This is a genomic window from Virgibacillus flavescens, assembly GCF_050574275.1.
Taxonomy (GTDB): Bacteria; Bacillota; Bacilli; order Bacillales; family Amphibacillaceae; genus Virgibacillus_F; species Virgibacillus_F flavescens.
Window position 1 is genome coordinate 3,552,599 of the sequence record NZ_CP192260.1, and the last position, 14,822, is coordinate 3,567,420.

General features: G+C 35.3%; 18 protein-coding genes and 1 pseudogene. 4 read left to right on the forward strand and 15 right to left on the reverse strand.

The features are described from left to right. Positions 1-96 precede the first annotated feature (96 nt). The 5 genes and pseudogenes from VBD025_RS17975 to VBD025_RS17995 all read right to left on the reverse strand — a co-directional run bounded on the left by VBD025_RS17975 (position 97) and on the right by VBD025_RS17995 (position 5,481). Positions 97-1,485, reverse strand: a complete 1,389-nt coding sequence (locus VBD025_RS17975; RefSeq protein ID WP_430788013.1) for a DUF2254 domain-containing protein — start codon at positions 1,483-1,485, stop codon at positions 97-99. Between the two features lie 251 nt (positions 1,486-1,736). Continuing rightward, positions 1,737-3,158 carry an MDR family MFS transporter gene (locus VBD025_RS17980; protein ID WP_430788015.1) on the reverse strand — a complete coding sequence of 474 codons (1,422 nt, stop codon included), beginning with the start codon at positions 3,156-3,158 and terminating at the stop codon, positions 1,737-1,739. A gap of 537 nt (positions 3,159-3,695) precedes the next feature. After that, the gene (locus VBD025_RS17985; protein WP_430788017.1) at positions 3,696-4,256 is read right to left on the reverse strand and encodes a DUF6241 domain-containing protein; all 561 of its coding nucleotides are present in this window, start codon (positions 4,254-4,256) and stop codon (positions 3,696-3,698) included. 171 nt (positions 4,257-4,427) lie between these two features. Continuing rightward, positions 4,428-4,621: pseudogene (locus VBD025_RS17990) on the reverse strand (MFS transporter); the annotation flags it as partial. A 116-nt stretch (positions 4,622-4,737) separates the two neighbouring features. Continuing rightward, positions 4,738-5,481 carry a class I SAM-dependent methyltransferase gene (locus VBD025_RS17995; RefSeq protein WP_430788019.1) on the reverse strand — a complete coding sequence of 248 codons (744 nt, stop codon included), beginning with the start codon at positions 5,479-5,481 and terminating at the stop codon, positions 4,738-4,740. Between the two features lie 139 nt (positions 5,482-5,620). On the opposite strand from VBD025_RS17995, the gene VBD025_RS18000 reads away from it, so the two are divergent. The 3 genes from VBD025_RS18000 to VBD025_RS18010 are packed head-to-tail and all read left to right on the forward strand — an operon-like array spanning position 5,621 to position 7,090. After that, the gene (locus VBD025_RS18000; RefSeq protein WP_430788021.1) at positions 5,621-6,397 is read left to right on the forward strand and encodes a class I SAM-dependent methyltransferase; all 777 of its coding nucleotides are present in this window, start codon (positions 5,621-5,623) and stop codon (positions 6,395-6,397) included. 20 nt (positions 6,398-6,417) lie between these two features. Then, positions 6,418-6,870: a GNAT family N-acetyltransferase gene (locus VBD025_RS18005; RefSeq protein ID WP_430788023.1), complete on the forward strand. Its 453-nt coding sequence runs from the start codon at positions 6,418-6,420 to the stop codon at positions 6,868-6,870. 40 nt (positions 6,871-6,910) lie between these two features. Further along, positions 6,911-7,090, forward strand: a complete 180-nt coding sequence (locus tag VBD025_RS18010; protein ID WP_430788025.1) for a hypothetical protein — start codon at positions 6,911-6,913, stop codon at positions 7,088-7,090. A 95-nt stretch (positions 7,091-7,185) separates the two neighbouring features. Here VBD025_RS18010 and VBD025_RS18015 read toward each other — a convergent pair whose 3' ends face one another. From VBD025_RS18015 to VBD025_RS18055, 9 genes are all read right to left on the reverse strand, one after another. Further along, positions 7,186-7,455 (reverse strand): DUF4190 domain-containing protein, encoded by a 270-nt coding sequence (locus VBD025_RS18015; RefSeq protein ID WP_430788027.1) that lies wholly within the window; start codon positions 7,453-7,455, stop codon positions 7,186-7,188. 94 nt (positions 7,456-7,549) lie between these two features. Then, on the reverse strand, positions 7,550-8,272 hold the full coding sequence (locus VBD025_RS18020) for a hypothetical protein (protein WP_430788029.1): 723 nt from the start codon (positions 8,270-8,272) through the stop codon (positions 7,550-7,552). A 300-nt stretch (positions 8,273-8,572) separates the two neighbouring features. Next, entirely contained in the window at positions 8,573-9,076 is a 504-nt protein-coding gene (locus VBD025_RS18025; protein WP_430788031.1) for a GNAT family N-acetyltransferase, read from the reverse strand. A 2-nt stretch (positions 9,077-9,078) separates the two neighbouring features. Continuing rightward, entirely contained in the window at positions 9,079-10,215 is a 1,137-nt protein-coding gene (gene dnaN / locus VBD025_RS18030) for a DNA polymerase III subunit beta (RefSeq protein WP_430788033.1), read from the reverse strand. Positions 10,216-10,353: 138 nt separating this feature from the next. Continuing rightward, a complete protein-coding gene (locus tag VBD025_RS18035; RefSeq protein WP_430788035.1) occupies positions 10,354-10,788 on the reverse strand; it encodes a DUF4064 domain-containing protein in 435 nt (144 codons plus the stop codon). A gap of 141 nt (positions 10,789-10,929) precedes the next feature. Next, positions 10,930-11,076: a hypothetical protein gene (locus tag VBD025_RS18040; protein ID WP_430788037.1), complete on the reverse strand. Its 147-nt coding sequence runs from the start codon at positions 11,074-11,076 to the stop codon at positions 10,930-10,932. 108 nt (positions 11,077-11,184) lie between these two features. Beyond that, positions 11,185-11,724 (reverse strand): DUF1697 domain-containing protein, encoded by a 540-nt coding sequence (locus VBD025_RS18045; RefSeq protein WP_430788039.1) that lies wholly within the window; start codon positions 11,722-11,724, stop codon positions 11,185-11,187. After that, positions 11,721-12,161, reverse strand: a complete 441-nt coding sequence (locus tag VBD025_RS18050; protein WP_430788041.1) for an NUDIX hydrolase — start codon at positions 12,159-12,161, stop codon at positions 11,721-11,723. The genes VBD025_RS18045 and VBD025_RS18050 overlap by 4 nt, the downstream gene beginning before the upstream one ends. Then, positions 12,158-12,640: a GNAT family N-acetyltransferase gene (locus VBD025_RS18055; protein WP_430788044.1), complete on the reverse strand. Its 483-nt coding sequence runs from the start codon at positions 12,638-12,640 to the stop codon at positions 12,158-12,160. The genes VBD025_RS18050 and VBD025_RS18055 overlap by 4 nt, the downstream gene beginning before the upstream one ends. A 179-nt stretch (positions 12,641-12,819) precedes the next feature. On the opposite strand from VBD025_RS18055, the gene VBD025_RS18060 reads away from it, so the two are divergent. Then, positions 12,820-14,064, forward strand: coding sequence for an MFS transporter (locus VBD025_RS18060; protein WP_430788046.1), 1,245 nt, complete (start codon positions 12,820-12,822; stop codon positions 14,062-14,064). On the opposite strand, the gene VBD025_RS18065 is transcribed toward VBD025_RS18060, so the two are convergent. Continuing rightward, positions 13,999-14,811 carry a helix-turn-helix transcriptional regulator gene (locus tag VBD025_RS18065; RefSeq protein ID WP_430788048.1) on the reverse strand — a complete coding sequence of 271 codons (813 nt, stop codon included), beginning with the start codon at positions 14,809-14,811 and terminating at the stop codon, positions 13,999-14,001. The genes VBD025_RS18060 and VBD025_RS18065 overlap by 66 nt on opposite strands. Between the last annotated feature and the right edge of the window lie 11 nt (positions 14,812-14,822).

The following is a 14,822-nucleotide window of genomic DNA, read 5'->3' on the forward strand; positions in this document are numbered from 1 at the left end:
TTATTGTTACCAAGCTAACGGATTATCTGTGATTAAGGATCACTTTTTTTCAATTCCGCTATCTAAATAATTGGGAAGAATAGTATAAGCTGTACGTTAATTATGTCCATCTGATCTAGATCCAGTTAAATGTTCCTCAATTTCATAGTATCCTTTTATATTATCAGTTGCTTCAGCAAGCTCATATACTTTTTTAAGTAATAAATCCCGATCCAAATCAAAAATAAATTCCGTATATACATGATCAATTGTATTTTTAGCAAACTTCCATAAATCTTCATGTCTTGAGCTATCAATTGACTTGGCTAATTTTTCAAGGGAAGCTATCATCTCAGTTATAATAGGATAGTTTTTTTGTGCGTAGTGGCGAATTGTGCCAAAACCCTGGTAAAGGTAAAAATCAAAATCATCTGTACTAGTAATTAACCTAACCTGTTTATCAGGATCAGCTAAGTATGGTGAGAAGGTAATATGATTATCCAGCGTCAGTAGTAAGTCAGATAATTGATGAATAGTGTTTGTTGCTGTTTTAGGATCATCATTACCCATAGCTTTTATGGCAACTTCCGATAGCTTATTTAGCGTCAGCTTAAGATCCTGAATTTCTAATTCCTTATGACCGATAACAATCATATCACGATACTTTTCTTCATTAATATTTTCAGCACCTGGGCCCCAATAGGAGAACAGCAGATTATCTACTAGTGTAAACCCACCTACTCTTGTTTCCATCTTTATGATGATATTATCTTTTTTTGCCTGTTCGACTAAAGGATAAAAATCTATTAATTCGATATAGCCAGATTTTGGTGATCTAACAAATTTCTTTTTTGTTTCTAAAGACTTATATAATTCCCCGGGTTCCTTCACACGATAACTTTCCAAATCCTGTTTAAGTGAACCTGTAATGATATCCTCAGATACCTTTTTCATACCATCTGTAATATTATGAACCTGCATCCATGCAGTTGCATGGTTTATAAAATAAATAAACGTTAGCGCTGTTATAAATGCTATTCCTGCTGTTACCAATGGTACAGCAACAAAGTAATCAACCGGGTGGCTACTGATTACAAGAAACATAATAAGTACAAAAACAAAACTTCCATTAAAGATACCCAATACATGCTGGGTTTGTTTATCTTTAACAAAGTTTTGCAGCAATCTGGGAGAAAATTGACCACTAAATGTGGTCAGGACAACGAGTAGTGAGTTTAATGTAAATGCGCTAAGAGTGAGGATACCGCCAATTAAAGAACTGATTAATAGGCGTGTAGTATCAAAACCAGCCTGAAAAAAGTCATTTGTATATTGTGCCAATCCTAATCCAACATCAACATAAAGCGTTAAAGCGACGAGAAAAAACGTTGCTAAAATATAGTAGAATGGTGTACGCCACAAAGTTAGCTGAAGTTCATGACGACGTTGTCTTTTTGACATAAGAAAATATTTTTTGACTGAATGTGGTAATAACTTAAGAAACATATTTCAAGACTCCTTTTATCTATTTTTATACGATTTATTAACTCTAATGAGTTACTTCAATACCCCGTTTTACTAGACATAAAACAACTTTAGACTTTTGTGCTCAAATTTGTTTATAAAAAATATCAGCAACTTGAATACCGAACGCAGTAAAAAAGATAGGCATGTAAACAGTATGGTATTTTTTACTTACTTTCATAAGCACGTAAAAAGAGTAGACTGATAGCTATCAGCCTACTCTTTTATCTATTTTAACTATAATCTGTTGCTTCTGCTTCAGGGTCGGGAGTTTTAATAAAGAATGCTAAAACCAAACCTATTATTGCAAAAACACCTGCGACTACAAACGACACATTTACTCCATGAATCAAACCACTTGTTCCCTGTTTTGGTATGGCGCTATTAATCATTACCGTAACAAGTAATGCCGTTCCAACCGCCCCGGCTATCTGGCGCATCGTATTATTCATTGCAGTTCCGTGTGGAATCAAATCGTTAGGTAACTGGTTTAATCCAGCTGTTGTGACTGGCATCATTACCATCGCCACACCAAACATTCGTACAGCATTTACAACCGTTAAATACATAAATGTTGTTTCAGTTGATAGGTCTGTAAACATAAATGTGGTCACCGCTATTATAGCCAGCCCAATAATGGAAAGCCACCTGGCACCGAATTTATCAAACAATCTACCAGTTATCGGATTCATCAGACCCATTAATAGTGCTCCAGGCAATAGCATTAATCCAGATTCAAATGCAGTGAAACCAAGCATATTCTGCATGAGTAACGGAAGTACCACTGATGCACCGATCATGGCAATAAACACAACCATACCAAGTATTGTTGTCAAGGTGAATATTTTGTTTTTGAACACTTTAAATTGCAGTATTGGTTGAGAAAGCTTTAATTGCCTCAAAATAAACCAAGTAAGTGCTATAGCACCAACAATCATGGATATGATAACTTCGCTACTAACCCATCCGCTTCCACCAGCTGTACTAAACCCGAATAATAGTCCTCCGAAACCTAATGAGGATAAAATAATCGATAGGATATCAAGCTTTGGAAATGTTTGTTTCGTAACATTTTTAAGGATGAAATAAGCGATAATAATATCGATGAAAATAATTGGTAAAACTACGTAGAATAAACTTCTCCAAGGGAAATGTTCGACTAAATAACCAGATAAAGTTGGTCCGATTGCTGGTGCAAACGAAATAACCAGTCCAAACATTCCCATTGCAGCTCCTCTTTTTTCAACAGGAAAAATTAGAAATAATATCGTTTGCATTAGTGGCATTATTATCCCTGCTCCAGCTGCTTGAAGAACTCTACCTACCATTAATGTAGCAAATCCGGGAGCTATAGCGCATATGATTGTCCCGAATCCAAATACCCCCATTGCGGTAAGAAATAACCCTCTAGTAGTAAAACGACCAATCAAAAAAGCTGTGATTGGAATCATAATACCATTTACAAGCATAAAAATAGACTGTAGCCACTGGGCGACGTTCGCCTCTAATTGTAAATCCGCCATAATGTGTGGCAAAGCAGTTGCTAAAAGTGTCTGATTCAAAATAGCAACAAACGCACCGGAGATTAGAACAATCATTATTGGCCATTTATTGAAGCCTGGATCACCCGGCATTGAAGTTTGATTAGATACCATAAATCTATTCCTTCTTTCTATATTCATTACTGAAATACCCGAAATTACTAATATACAAGAAGAAATTTTAACACAACAAGCCTAAAACTAAAAGAAAATTATACTGAATGGTTAATAAAAAAACTGTTACCCCATTTGACTTAGAGATAACAGTTCCTTTTTTTTATTATTCAACTTTAGCAGACAGTTGTTTTGATGCATGCAATAAACATTAGTTCTTGCAGCACTTGAATTGGGTTACTAGACACGGTTTTATTAATAATGTCTATTCCTAAAACTTTCCGCTTTTTACTTTATCGTATTTGATGTAAACTGCGATATAACATACCACTTTGGGGATGCTGCGATATGACAGCGATGAGATTTCCGCAGATGGCAGAAATGGAAATAAAACTAGAGTTACGCAGTATAGGGATTTTGTGTCAACTACGATAATAGATTGTGTACTTAATTTAGAGAGCACCTACATTTTTCAGTCTGCGAACGCTGCTTTTTATTTAGTGAACCGACCGTGCGAATTATCTGTATACTATTCTTTTATGAATTATTATTTACATATGCCTGTTCCTCTTCTGCACTTAAAATTCCAGTTGCTCTCCCCACTGATCCGTTCTGAAGATCCCATATCACATTATGATCATCATCTACACTTGAAAAGTTTTCGTTATTCCATTTCTCCAAAATATTTCGATACGTCTCCTCATGTTCCAATTCAGTCTTATCCAAACCTTTAAGTAACCATGTAATTCGACTCGGATGTATCTCGTAGAATCCCCATTTTTTATTTGCCTCCACCTTTTGATGGGACATACCATGGATATATTCTTGATACATATAATCGTCTAACTGACTCATATCTGTTTCCTCACCAAAAGGATTTAGGTTCTTTTCCTCAAATACCGCTAAGTCGTCTTCAGATATATTTCCTTGAATCTCTTTTCTGTTTTCCTGAATTTTTTGTTCAGCTCTCTGTTTTTCGATGTCTTCTACAGAACCATCGACTTTTTTACTTGAATCTGATAACCAGCTATAGGTTCCCCATGCCACAAGCCCAAGAGTAACAATTGCAAACGAAATAATGATAATAGCTTTTTTCATTTAACTTCTCCTAACTATTACTGTATTTCCAGTTTATGGGTTTCTCTATAAATTCTATAATACAGATGAAAATACCTTTAATTTATCGTATATAATCTTGCTCTTTGCGGAATGAGATTATAAATTATTAATATAATTGAAAGTGTCAACATTGTTAAAGTGCCAAAAATAAAGACAGATCATCAAATTTCTTTTGTTTAACCGATCTATCAGACTACCAGTCCAACTATTCGTAACAAGGGCAGCTACTGGTTTAATAATATACAATGCTAACGCTGCCAGAACAAGCGCTGAACCCGTCATACCAAAGATAATCAGATTTAAAGCAATTAGATAAATTCATTTACAACATTCGCTATCCCAATTCCAACTAAAAAAACTCAACCCTAAGACATAAGTCTTGAGGACGAGTTTTTTGACGTAGTGCCACCGCAGTATAATATGTTAATATATTACCAAATCATTCATGTAGAGCATTTTTTTATTTGCGTGCCTTTGTCGAGATGAACAAAGGTATCTCATCATCCTTATTCGCTTTATCTTCATATAGTCCTTCAATCTTAAACCCAGCTAGACACTGTCCACCTATTTGCGAGTCTAACGAGTGACTGAATTGAATGCCTTCTTCCTTCATTTGAACCTGTAATTCTTCTTCGGTTAAATCATTCAATGGATCCACTGGTAACTTCCTGCTAATATAATCTCTTCCTTGTTCCTCTTCCAATGCGTACAAAATAGGATTTGTGAATCCGGAAATTAATAACCCATCTTTTTTCAAAATCCGATGTGCTTCGCTCCATACATGATGAATATCCTGGACATAACAGTTTGAAACAGGATGGATAATCAAATCGAATGATTCATCTTCAAATGGTAATTCTTTTGTCATATCAGCATGAACTAAATTGATACGGTAACCCTCACGCTCTGATACGGATCGATCCGCTTCTAATTGTGATTTTGAATAATCCAAAATGGTTACCTTAGCTCCCTGTGAAGAAAGGATAGGACCCTGTTGCCCCCCTCCAGAGGCTAATCCAAGCACTCTTTTATTTTCCAGTTCTCCTATCCAGTCTTTTGGTACTGGTTTATTAGGTGTTAGGAAGATATCCCACTCACCTTTTTTGGCCATAGCAAATTGTTCCGCTGTTAACGGAACTGTCCAGATGAATTTCTCTTTTGACCATTTGTCCCACGTCTCCGAGTTAACTTTCGTATAATCCATTTTCCTCTCTCCCATACAATGTTTTGAATCATAATAACATACTTTTTACGTGATAACTTTTAATTATAAAATAATATAGGATATTCGTATTATTCGAAACCTGAAATTTACTATACACTTTAAGTAAGGAGATGATTCCATGCCGATGAACTTTCATAACGAACAAAATAAACAGAGTTACACGACTAGAATTGCAGATGCCAGTTGGATTGAGCTAATGAATACATTAATTGAAATGAAGCAGGTGGACCATGCTGCAGATATTGGATGTGGCGGAGGAATATATACGAAGACATTAGCAGATTTAGGAATTCGTTCAGTTACTGGGATAGATTTTTCAGAAGTAATGATCGAAAGCGCCAGAATGAATTGCAGGAATTATAATCAGGTTAAATTTCATGTTGGAAGTGATTCTGAAACGGGATTCCCTAATAATGCCGTCAATCTAATTTTAGAACGTGCTTTGATACACCACTTAACTGATCTAAAACCTTGTTTTAAAGAAGCATTCCGGATACTAAAGACTGGAGGAAACCTTATTATACAGGATCGAACCCCATCTGATTGTTTACTAGAAGGTACGAATAACCATATTCGCGGATACTTATTTTCAGTATTTCCAAAGCTTGCAGCGATAGAAACGGAACGACGTCATAATAGTAAAGTAGTGGTACAGAATTTGGAAGATGCCGGATTTAAAGACATTAAATCAGTCAATCTATGGGAAACCAGACAGCTATATCCAGCAAAAGAGGAGCTGCTAAAAGATATTCGGTCACGAACTGGTCGCTCTATCCTTCATGAATTGAATGATTATGAGCTGGATTTATTTATCAACTTCCTTGATGAAAAACTTACAGATGGCGGTATAATAGAAAAAGATCGTTGGACGGTTTGGAAAGCCGTGAAAAAATAATGGTTTTGGAGTGAAGTTATTTGAAGCAACTAAAAGTTAGACCTTTCACAATTGAATATCAGGAAGAAGCAAAAAAACTAGTCCTAGAAGGAATGAAGGAACGCTTTGGTTTCATTGACCATACACTTAATCCAGATTTAAATGACATCCTAAATCATTATTTATCCAACGGGAATTCCTTTTTCATTGGTTTTATTAATAAAGAGTTAGTATGTACTGGCGCTTTAACAAGCGAAGGTTCAAGCATTGTCAGAATTGAACGTATGTCGGTTAAAAGGAGTTTTCGAAGATGTGGAATAGCCCAATCGATGCTCGAATATTTGGAACGACAGGTAAAACAAGAAGATTACCGTACAATTGTGTTAGAAACGAACCAGGAGTGGAAGAGTGCAATTAATTTCTATGAGAAGAACGGATTTAATTTTGATTTTCAGGATAAGGAACAGCTCCATTTTATAAAGAAAATAGATTAGTACCATCGTTCAAATACTACGCGATCGGTTGGGTGGTGTTGTGGATCAGATAGGAAGTGCTGAGGATCGGTTGTGGGAGGGTGAGGATCGCTTGCGTTCGATTGTCGATCGGTTAGGTGCTGCTGAGGATTGGTTGGGGTTGTTGATGGATCGGGTGCGCGGGATAGTCGATCGATTGGTTGCGTTAAATTTTGGATCGATTCTATTAACTTCAAATTAACCGAAAAGTTTTCGTTCCCACTCGCGTCAATAAAATATAATTTTTCCTTCAACGAGAAAAATGCTTAGAGTAGCATTGTCCATCTTTCTCACCCCTTACATAAATAGTTGTAAAGAAAACACAAATAGTAGGAATGCCAATACTGTGAAAAATATTGCGATTGATTGCACACAAATCCCCACAATACTGCACACCTTGCCTGCAACAGCATACTTTCTGTACTCATCGCTTATATTAATTGTTTCATCTGTACTTTTATTTGCATAAATTATTCCAAAGATACCTAGAATAACTCCAATAACAGGTATTACGATTGATAGAATTCCAAGTACCAGCGAAGTTACCGCATGATTATTATCATTCATCTTATTCCCTCCCTCTTTAACTAACTTCCACACGATAGTTAAAAATTCCTGCAAATGAAAAAGGAAAGGTTTAATCCTCTCCTTCCTGTTGGACTTATTTTGATACGCGATCTTCTTTCTTTTTTTCACTGGAAATTAACTTGGTTACATACGATGAAGTGTTATGATACCCATTTTCAATCTTTTCTGCGAGATAATTCGTCCGTTCAAAAAGGATAGAACGGAAGTAATCAATTTGTCTGGTGATCTTCTCCATCAATGCTTCTTGGTTTTCGATTCGACTTAAAACTTTTTCCTGGTCCACTTCTTGTTTAGTAATTTGTTCAGCCATTTGCTTCTGTACTTCTTGTTGGTCCTCCATCAATTGAAAGAATTCCTGGTTATCCTTATAATAATTCTCTAACTGATTTACAATTTCAAGGTTTGATTTGCTCAGTTTTTCTATTTGTTCTAATATTTCCTGGTCTGATAAACGATTTTCTTCAAGGTTTTTCTGCAAATTTTTATTATCTGTTTCTATTTTGTTAACCTGGTCCACAAGATAACGCTGCTGATGATCATGTCGAAGATTTATTTCTTTCAAATCAGTAAGCCTTGTGTTTATTTCGTTCCATTTAGTTGATTGTGTCCTCTCGTTTGCATCAATTATAGTTTTAAGTCCGTATATAGAGTTTTGTAAGGACTGATTTACTTCAAGCTGATTTTTAACCAGTTCAGCAAAATATTCTCTTTTAAAGTAGCTTTGGTTTGGTTCATTAAGTTTGTCTTGATTCTTAAAAATATTGTCGTGCTTACCATGATTAATATATAAACTCATTTTTATTTTCAACCCCTTATCGCATATATACTGTAATATCTTATGCATGTATTTTATAAAGGGGACAAATGTCTCAGTATTTTTTATTGCCCACGGAAAGCGAAGTATATTCGACGATGCGAAAATAGATCCACCTATTCGTACCACACACAACTTTTTCAGTGGCCCTACGGAGGCATAAGTAGGTTCATCATCAGCCCTAAGGTGCGCTGACTGCCCGCAGAGTAAATTTCGTTGTTACGTCGCAGTGTCCATCAAATACGACAAAGTAAAATTTTCTATGTGTGAAAGTTAACATACTTATAAAAGCAACGTCATATATTCCTCGTCATAATAAATTCCATCTATTTTTAAAGCCCGTTCTTCCAACCCAAATGGCTGAAAACCCGCATTTAAGTATAGCTTTTTCGCTTTTTCATTCGTTTTAACAACGGTAAGATTTAGTTTCTCACATTTTTCAATTGATTTGGATGTTCTTATAACTTCCTTCAGTAAGGCATCCCCTACACCTTTCCCTTGTTTAACTGGCGTCACATACATAGCAAAAATATTTGCACGATGCGCTAGTTTTTGATGTTTTTCTTCCATAAGCGTGACCATACCAATCAAACTATTATTCTCAAAAGCACCGAACGTATAGTTGCCTTTAGAATTTAAATTATTTACAACTTGTCCAATTGGGTTATCTCTTTTAAGCGCTTCTTCATAGCTAGTCGCAAATGCTTCTGGATTTTGCTTCAACGCTTCTAATCTCAATTCCCAGTAACTTTCTGCATCGGATGCTTTTAATAATCTAATTTCCATTATTATTCCCCCTCGTATGTGCGCACCGGAGATACTAAGTGAATAAATGTTGATTTATCTACCGGCTCAATTAGAACTGGTTTCATTGAATCACCCAGACTAATTCTTATTTCCTCTGTAGTTATAGTTTTTATTGCATCCAGTACAAATTTTCCATCTAAGGAAAGATTAATTTTGTGATTTCCCGAAATCGAATTCACTGATTGAATCACTTCAATCTTCCCCATCCCTTGCATATTCGAAGAAATCATTAATGTTGACCCATCCATGATTTTTAATTTGAAAGTATTATTTTTATTTTTAGCTGCAAATAAACTTGCCCTATCCACTGCTTTTAAAAAACGTTTCGTATTCAGTGTTAATACTGTATTTGATTCTTTAGGTATTAGACTTGATATCTCAGGATAATTTCCGTCAATTAATTTAGAAATTAATACTATATTCGTTGCAGAAAACATGACGTAACTATCTGAAAAATAAATTTGTATACTCTCTGTTTCCTGATTTACTAATTTAATCAATTCTTTTAAACTAGTATTTGGAACAACAAGCGAGTGAGTCAATCCTGAATCAATTTCAAGTTCTTTTAAAGCTAGTCGATGCGAATTCGTGGCAACACAAACAAGTTTGTTCTTACTAATCACCATGTTTACCCCTGTTAGAACTGGCCGTGATTCATTTGATGCTGCAGCGAAAACCGTTTGTTTAATCATCTCTATTAATTTCTTGCCAGGAACTGAAATACAATTTTTCGAATTTATGTCTGGTTTAATTGAATTTACATCCTCTTCCAAAGCGTTTAAATTAATAGTTACATCTTCTGAACATATAGTAACAATCTCGTTATCTCTTAATTTGAAAGAGATCTGATCTGGTAATTTCTTAACTATTTCATATAAATGTTTAAATGGTACATGAACAACTCCAAAGCGCTTAATCTCTAATAAATTCTTGTTAGTATCAACAGGCAGAAATTTTTCTATTAAAACTTCCGAATCATTTCCAGATAACGTCAACCCAGATTTATCAGATGTGATTTTGATACTAGCTAAAGTTGAAAATGTTGATTTTGATGTTGCTACAAAGCTTAAATCCAATATCGCTTTGCTAAAATAATTCCTATCAATTACAAATTCCAAAAATATCGCCTCGATTTTTTATCTTTTACTAAATCAATTCGACACCAAATTCCAATTTCCTGCAATAACTAATCTTAGTTTATTGTATTAAAAATGCCGCTAACTGTTAAACCAGTTAGCGACGTTTTAATGTTTTAACTATGCATATGTTAAAGTTTTAGGCTTGCGGGCAAGACACATAATTCCTGTAATCAGGTAAAATATCCCGCCAATAATTCCTCCGCCTGAGGTAATGACTGAAACAACAATCGCTGTAACAATCAACAATATTCCTGCCGCTTTTGGTTTTTTGTTTCCTTTAATGAGTACGATGGAAATAATTCCTACAATAATTGCAATAATGGAAGCGATAATCAGAAAAATTCCACCGGATCCAAAAGTGTTCAACATATTATTCAGATCCGTCATAGGTATTTGATTCGCTGTTGAGCCTTGCTCATTAGCTTCACGAATCATTTTTTGAACAACATCTTTATTATTATCAACCCAAACCATTACTGCTCCAAAAGCAGCCATTAAAACATAAAGCAATGCACCGATTACACTAAAAACAATTTCTACAGTTCGTTTCAAACTAAAACCTCCTAAAACGCAGTTTACTAAAATACGTGTCAGGATTCAAATAAGTTTCACTAATATAATAAAAAAATATTTTTGAAAGGTTGGACCATTTCAAACTATTCGTTTTACAGCCCAACCACATAAAGCACTTAACTATGGTTTTCTATTAAATACCATAATTAATAGACCCGCACCCATTCCAATTAAAGTACCGACTGCTGCGTTCCCAAATAATAAACCAATCCCAATTCCAAGGAACATACAGCCTACAAATGCAATGCCTCCTTTATCAAACTTCAAGCCACTCCACCCCCGGATAAAATCTGAAGTATCACTCATAAAAACCAAGCAAGTTTTATGATGATACTTTATATTTTATTCGTGGATAAGCTAATCATTCCATTAAATTCATTTCCTGCTCTCCCCCATCGAAACTAATTTCATTACCGTTTTCCAGTTTCGAAGTGTGGCAGAGACATCCAGCTTTTTCAGTTGTGCTGGAAGTTTGGATTTATGAAGGTTTTGACGAAAATATATGTAGATCTCTGTACCTTTAATTTGGTACTCATCGACTTCATTTGTATAGCTAGTTAACGCATTAATTTTTTCCTGTAAAGGCAGTCCACTCAGAAAGGCTACGTGAACACTTTCTCCTTCCAACAACTTGGCAGACTCATAGGGACACTTCTGAACAATCTCCTCAAATTCTGACACCGTACGTAACATAACTGGAATAGGAAATCCGAACTTCGCTTCCATTTTTTCTTCTAACTTTTTTTGAAGTTGTTCATTGTTTAACGTGGAATCGAAAATAACATTCCCGCTTTGAATGTATGTTTGAACATTTTCCAATCCTAACGATTCCAATAATGAGCGTAAATCAGCCATTTTTACCTTGTTATATTTACCTAAATTGATTGCCCGAAGTAATGCAATATACGTTGTCATCGCTTTACCTCTTCACCCTTAAATATCCAATCTAAGTAATCCCCATGACCTGGGGCTAGTTCTACTTCGTGTTTATGCGAAATCCAAAAATAAGAAAAGATTAAACCATCTTCACTTCCTCCGCCAGTTGGGGCATGATCCCAAGTTTCACGATCTTCTTCTATATTAATTTTATAAAAAAAACGTTCGTAAACTTTCCCTTTAAATTCCCATTTGTCTTGTTTGATTAATTCTTCAACCTGAAAATCCACTAATCCAGTTTCTTCTTGCACCTCTCGAATAACTGCATGAAATGGCTCTTCTCCTAATTCAATTGTTCCTTTAGGTATTTGGATGCCAGATTCTTTAATTGAATGCCTAAAGACTAACACTTGGGGAGTTCCATTTTTAATTCTAGATACATAACCATATGCTTTTCTTAATGGATGATTTTTCATTGCTTATTCAGCCACTTAGACATAATCATATCTTTTGTTTCATAATTAAATTTTTCGTATAGACGAATTGCTCTTTTATTATGCGCAAATACATGCAGTGAAATTTTTTTGATTCCATTTGCCAATGCTTGATCATCCAAAGCTTCCAATGCTGCTTTGCCATATCCTTTTCCTTGTAATTCATCGAAAATAAGGAAGTCGTATATAAATGCTTCTTTTTGTGAGTGTTCTGGATTGAAATGATACCAGATCCAACCAAGTTTCGTGTTATCTTCTATCTTGGTAATAGCATATAAGTATTGGTGTTTACTATCTAGCCCTTCCGGCAAAAGCTTTTCGAATTCTTTCTCTGATTTCTCTGTGGCTTCCTCTTTCGTCCACGTTCCAGCTTCAGTTTTTTCTTTAGCATATTCTAAAATACTTTTAGACGTATAATGGGCAAAATCATCCTGGGTCATCGGTATTAATGTGACAGACATATCATTTCCTCCTTAATTAATTCATTTCCACGTTACGTACTACTTTAATACTTTCGCTTCCCACTTACAAAAATCCTGCTGGATGCTCCAGAAGAAGCTATTTATGTAATTCTTGTGGTTCCGTTCAGCAACAATTAGGCAGAAGTTATCCCAAATCACTTGTATAGTTTAATCAGGGGATGAGAAATTTGTACAAATCAATCTGGAAAAACAATAACATTCGATACTATATAATTGGCGGTGGTGTCTCCCGGCTAGGTGATGTACTATCCGGAATGGCTTTTTTATTTCTTGCTTACGATCTAACCGGTTCCGCTATTCACACAACAGGTATGGCAGTTGCTGAGACAGTCCCTTACTTATTATTTGGATTAGTAGGCGGCGTAATTGCTGATTGGTTTCCTCGCAAAAAGCTATTAATCTTTCTTGATTGTTTGCGTATACCTTTACTATTTTCAGTATTGCTTTTCTATCATATGGACGCGATAAGTTATATCTATCTGCTTATTGTTAGTTTTCTAATACAGAGTATTGGGTGCTTTTTCAATCCGGCCCATCGTGCAGTGCTGCCTTTAATTACTTCTTTGGAAGAACGAACAGTGGCAAATAGTTTAACTGATACTGTAACTCGAGGAGTAACTGTATTAAGTCCTGTTTTTTCTGTATGGCTTTTATCGTATGGAATAATATATTTCTTTTTACTAGACGCGGTAACATATTTTGTAAGTGTGTTGTGTCTCTTAAATGTCCACTTTTCAGAGCAAAATCAGCAAACTGAAAAATCTATAAAGCATGTCTTTCTGGCAATTAAAGATTTTTTCTTATGGTTAAAAAAAAAAGCGGTTCTCAAATACTTGTTCTTACTTACATTCATCGTAGTTTTTTTCAACACATGGGTTTGGGAAGTGGGGTTATTATTAGCTTTAGCTAATATGACAGGTAATAGCGAGGAAATATACAGTATCATTCAAGGAGTGTTCGGCGTTACCGTAATAGCCACAAACCTCTGTGTGCCAATTTTCATTAAGAAAATGAACACCAATACGTATCTGATTGGCGCTGGAATTTGGGGTTCCGGTATTCTTTACTATGGAATTTTATACAATATTGAACACTTTTTCATTGGTGCTGTATTAGTAGGAATTGGACTGCCGATTGCAAGTCTTGTAAGGGTATATCTAATCCAATTATTAGTACCAGGAGATATGCTAGGGAGAGCGTTCAGTTCAAATGCTGTGCTGCTATATCTTGCAAACACCATTTCTTTAAGCATTTTTGGAATATTGTCTATCACTTTTTCCATTCAGCACTTAATGATTGGTAGTGGGTTGTTAATCTTACTAACTAGCATAGTTGGATTATTTATTTCTGTAATAGTAATTCCGAAATGCAGTCGGCGTCTTCCCATAGACTTTCTTAAATAGTTGATTATACGAACCAACACTTTTGAACCCAACTTGTAAAGCAATCCACAGTATAGAAGATGTGGTTTGTGTTAATAGAATCTGGCTCTTCATTAGACGATAACTTTGCAGCCAAGAGTAAGGTGACAAACCTGTTGTTTGTTTAAATAAGTGAGCAAACTGAAATTTACTTATGCCTGATAGTTTTGTCATATCATCAAGGGACCAATCTTGCTCATAACTTTCCTTCAACGCATGAATTACCCTTTGAAGATCACTAGCCATATGAAACGTCGGCAGCTCCTCCTGGTGAATACCTGGCACATGCTGAATCATTAAAATAGATAATTGCGTCAGAGAGCTATCTATAAAAAGCTTTCGCATTTCTGGAGAAGCATCATCATTGTCTCTCATAAACTCGCGCATAAAGGTCACCCACTTTGTAATCAGTGGGTGTTTTAAGGATAACAATGCAAACTCCGGATCACTTACATGTAAACTTAATTCTGCCGTAACACGTTTGATCATAGACTGATTTAATTCTACCAGGAATTTTTCTTCTTTTATCTGTAATTGTTTATGTTCTGCGTTTGGATTCAAAATAAGAAACTCACCTGGATTAATAGCTAAATCCTTTTGCTTTGTCTGAAACTTTCCTTTACCAATTGGCGAAAAGATTAACTTAAAGCAATCATCACTTCGCCAGTTCCGTTCTCCTAAGTTATCGTTGCGCATAAGAAGCAAGCCATGTTGATGGTCCAGAATCATGTTAAAGACTC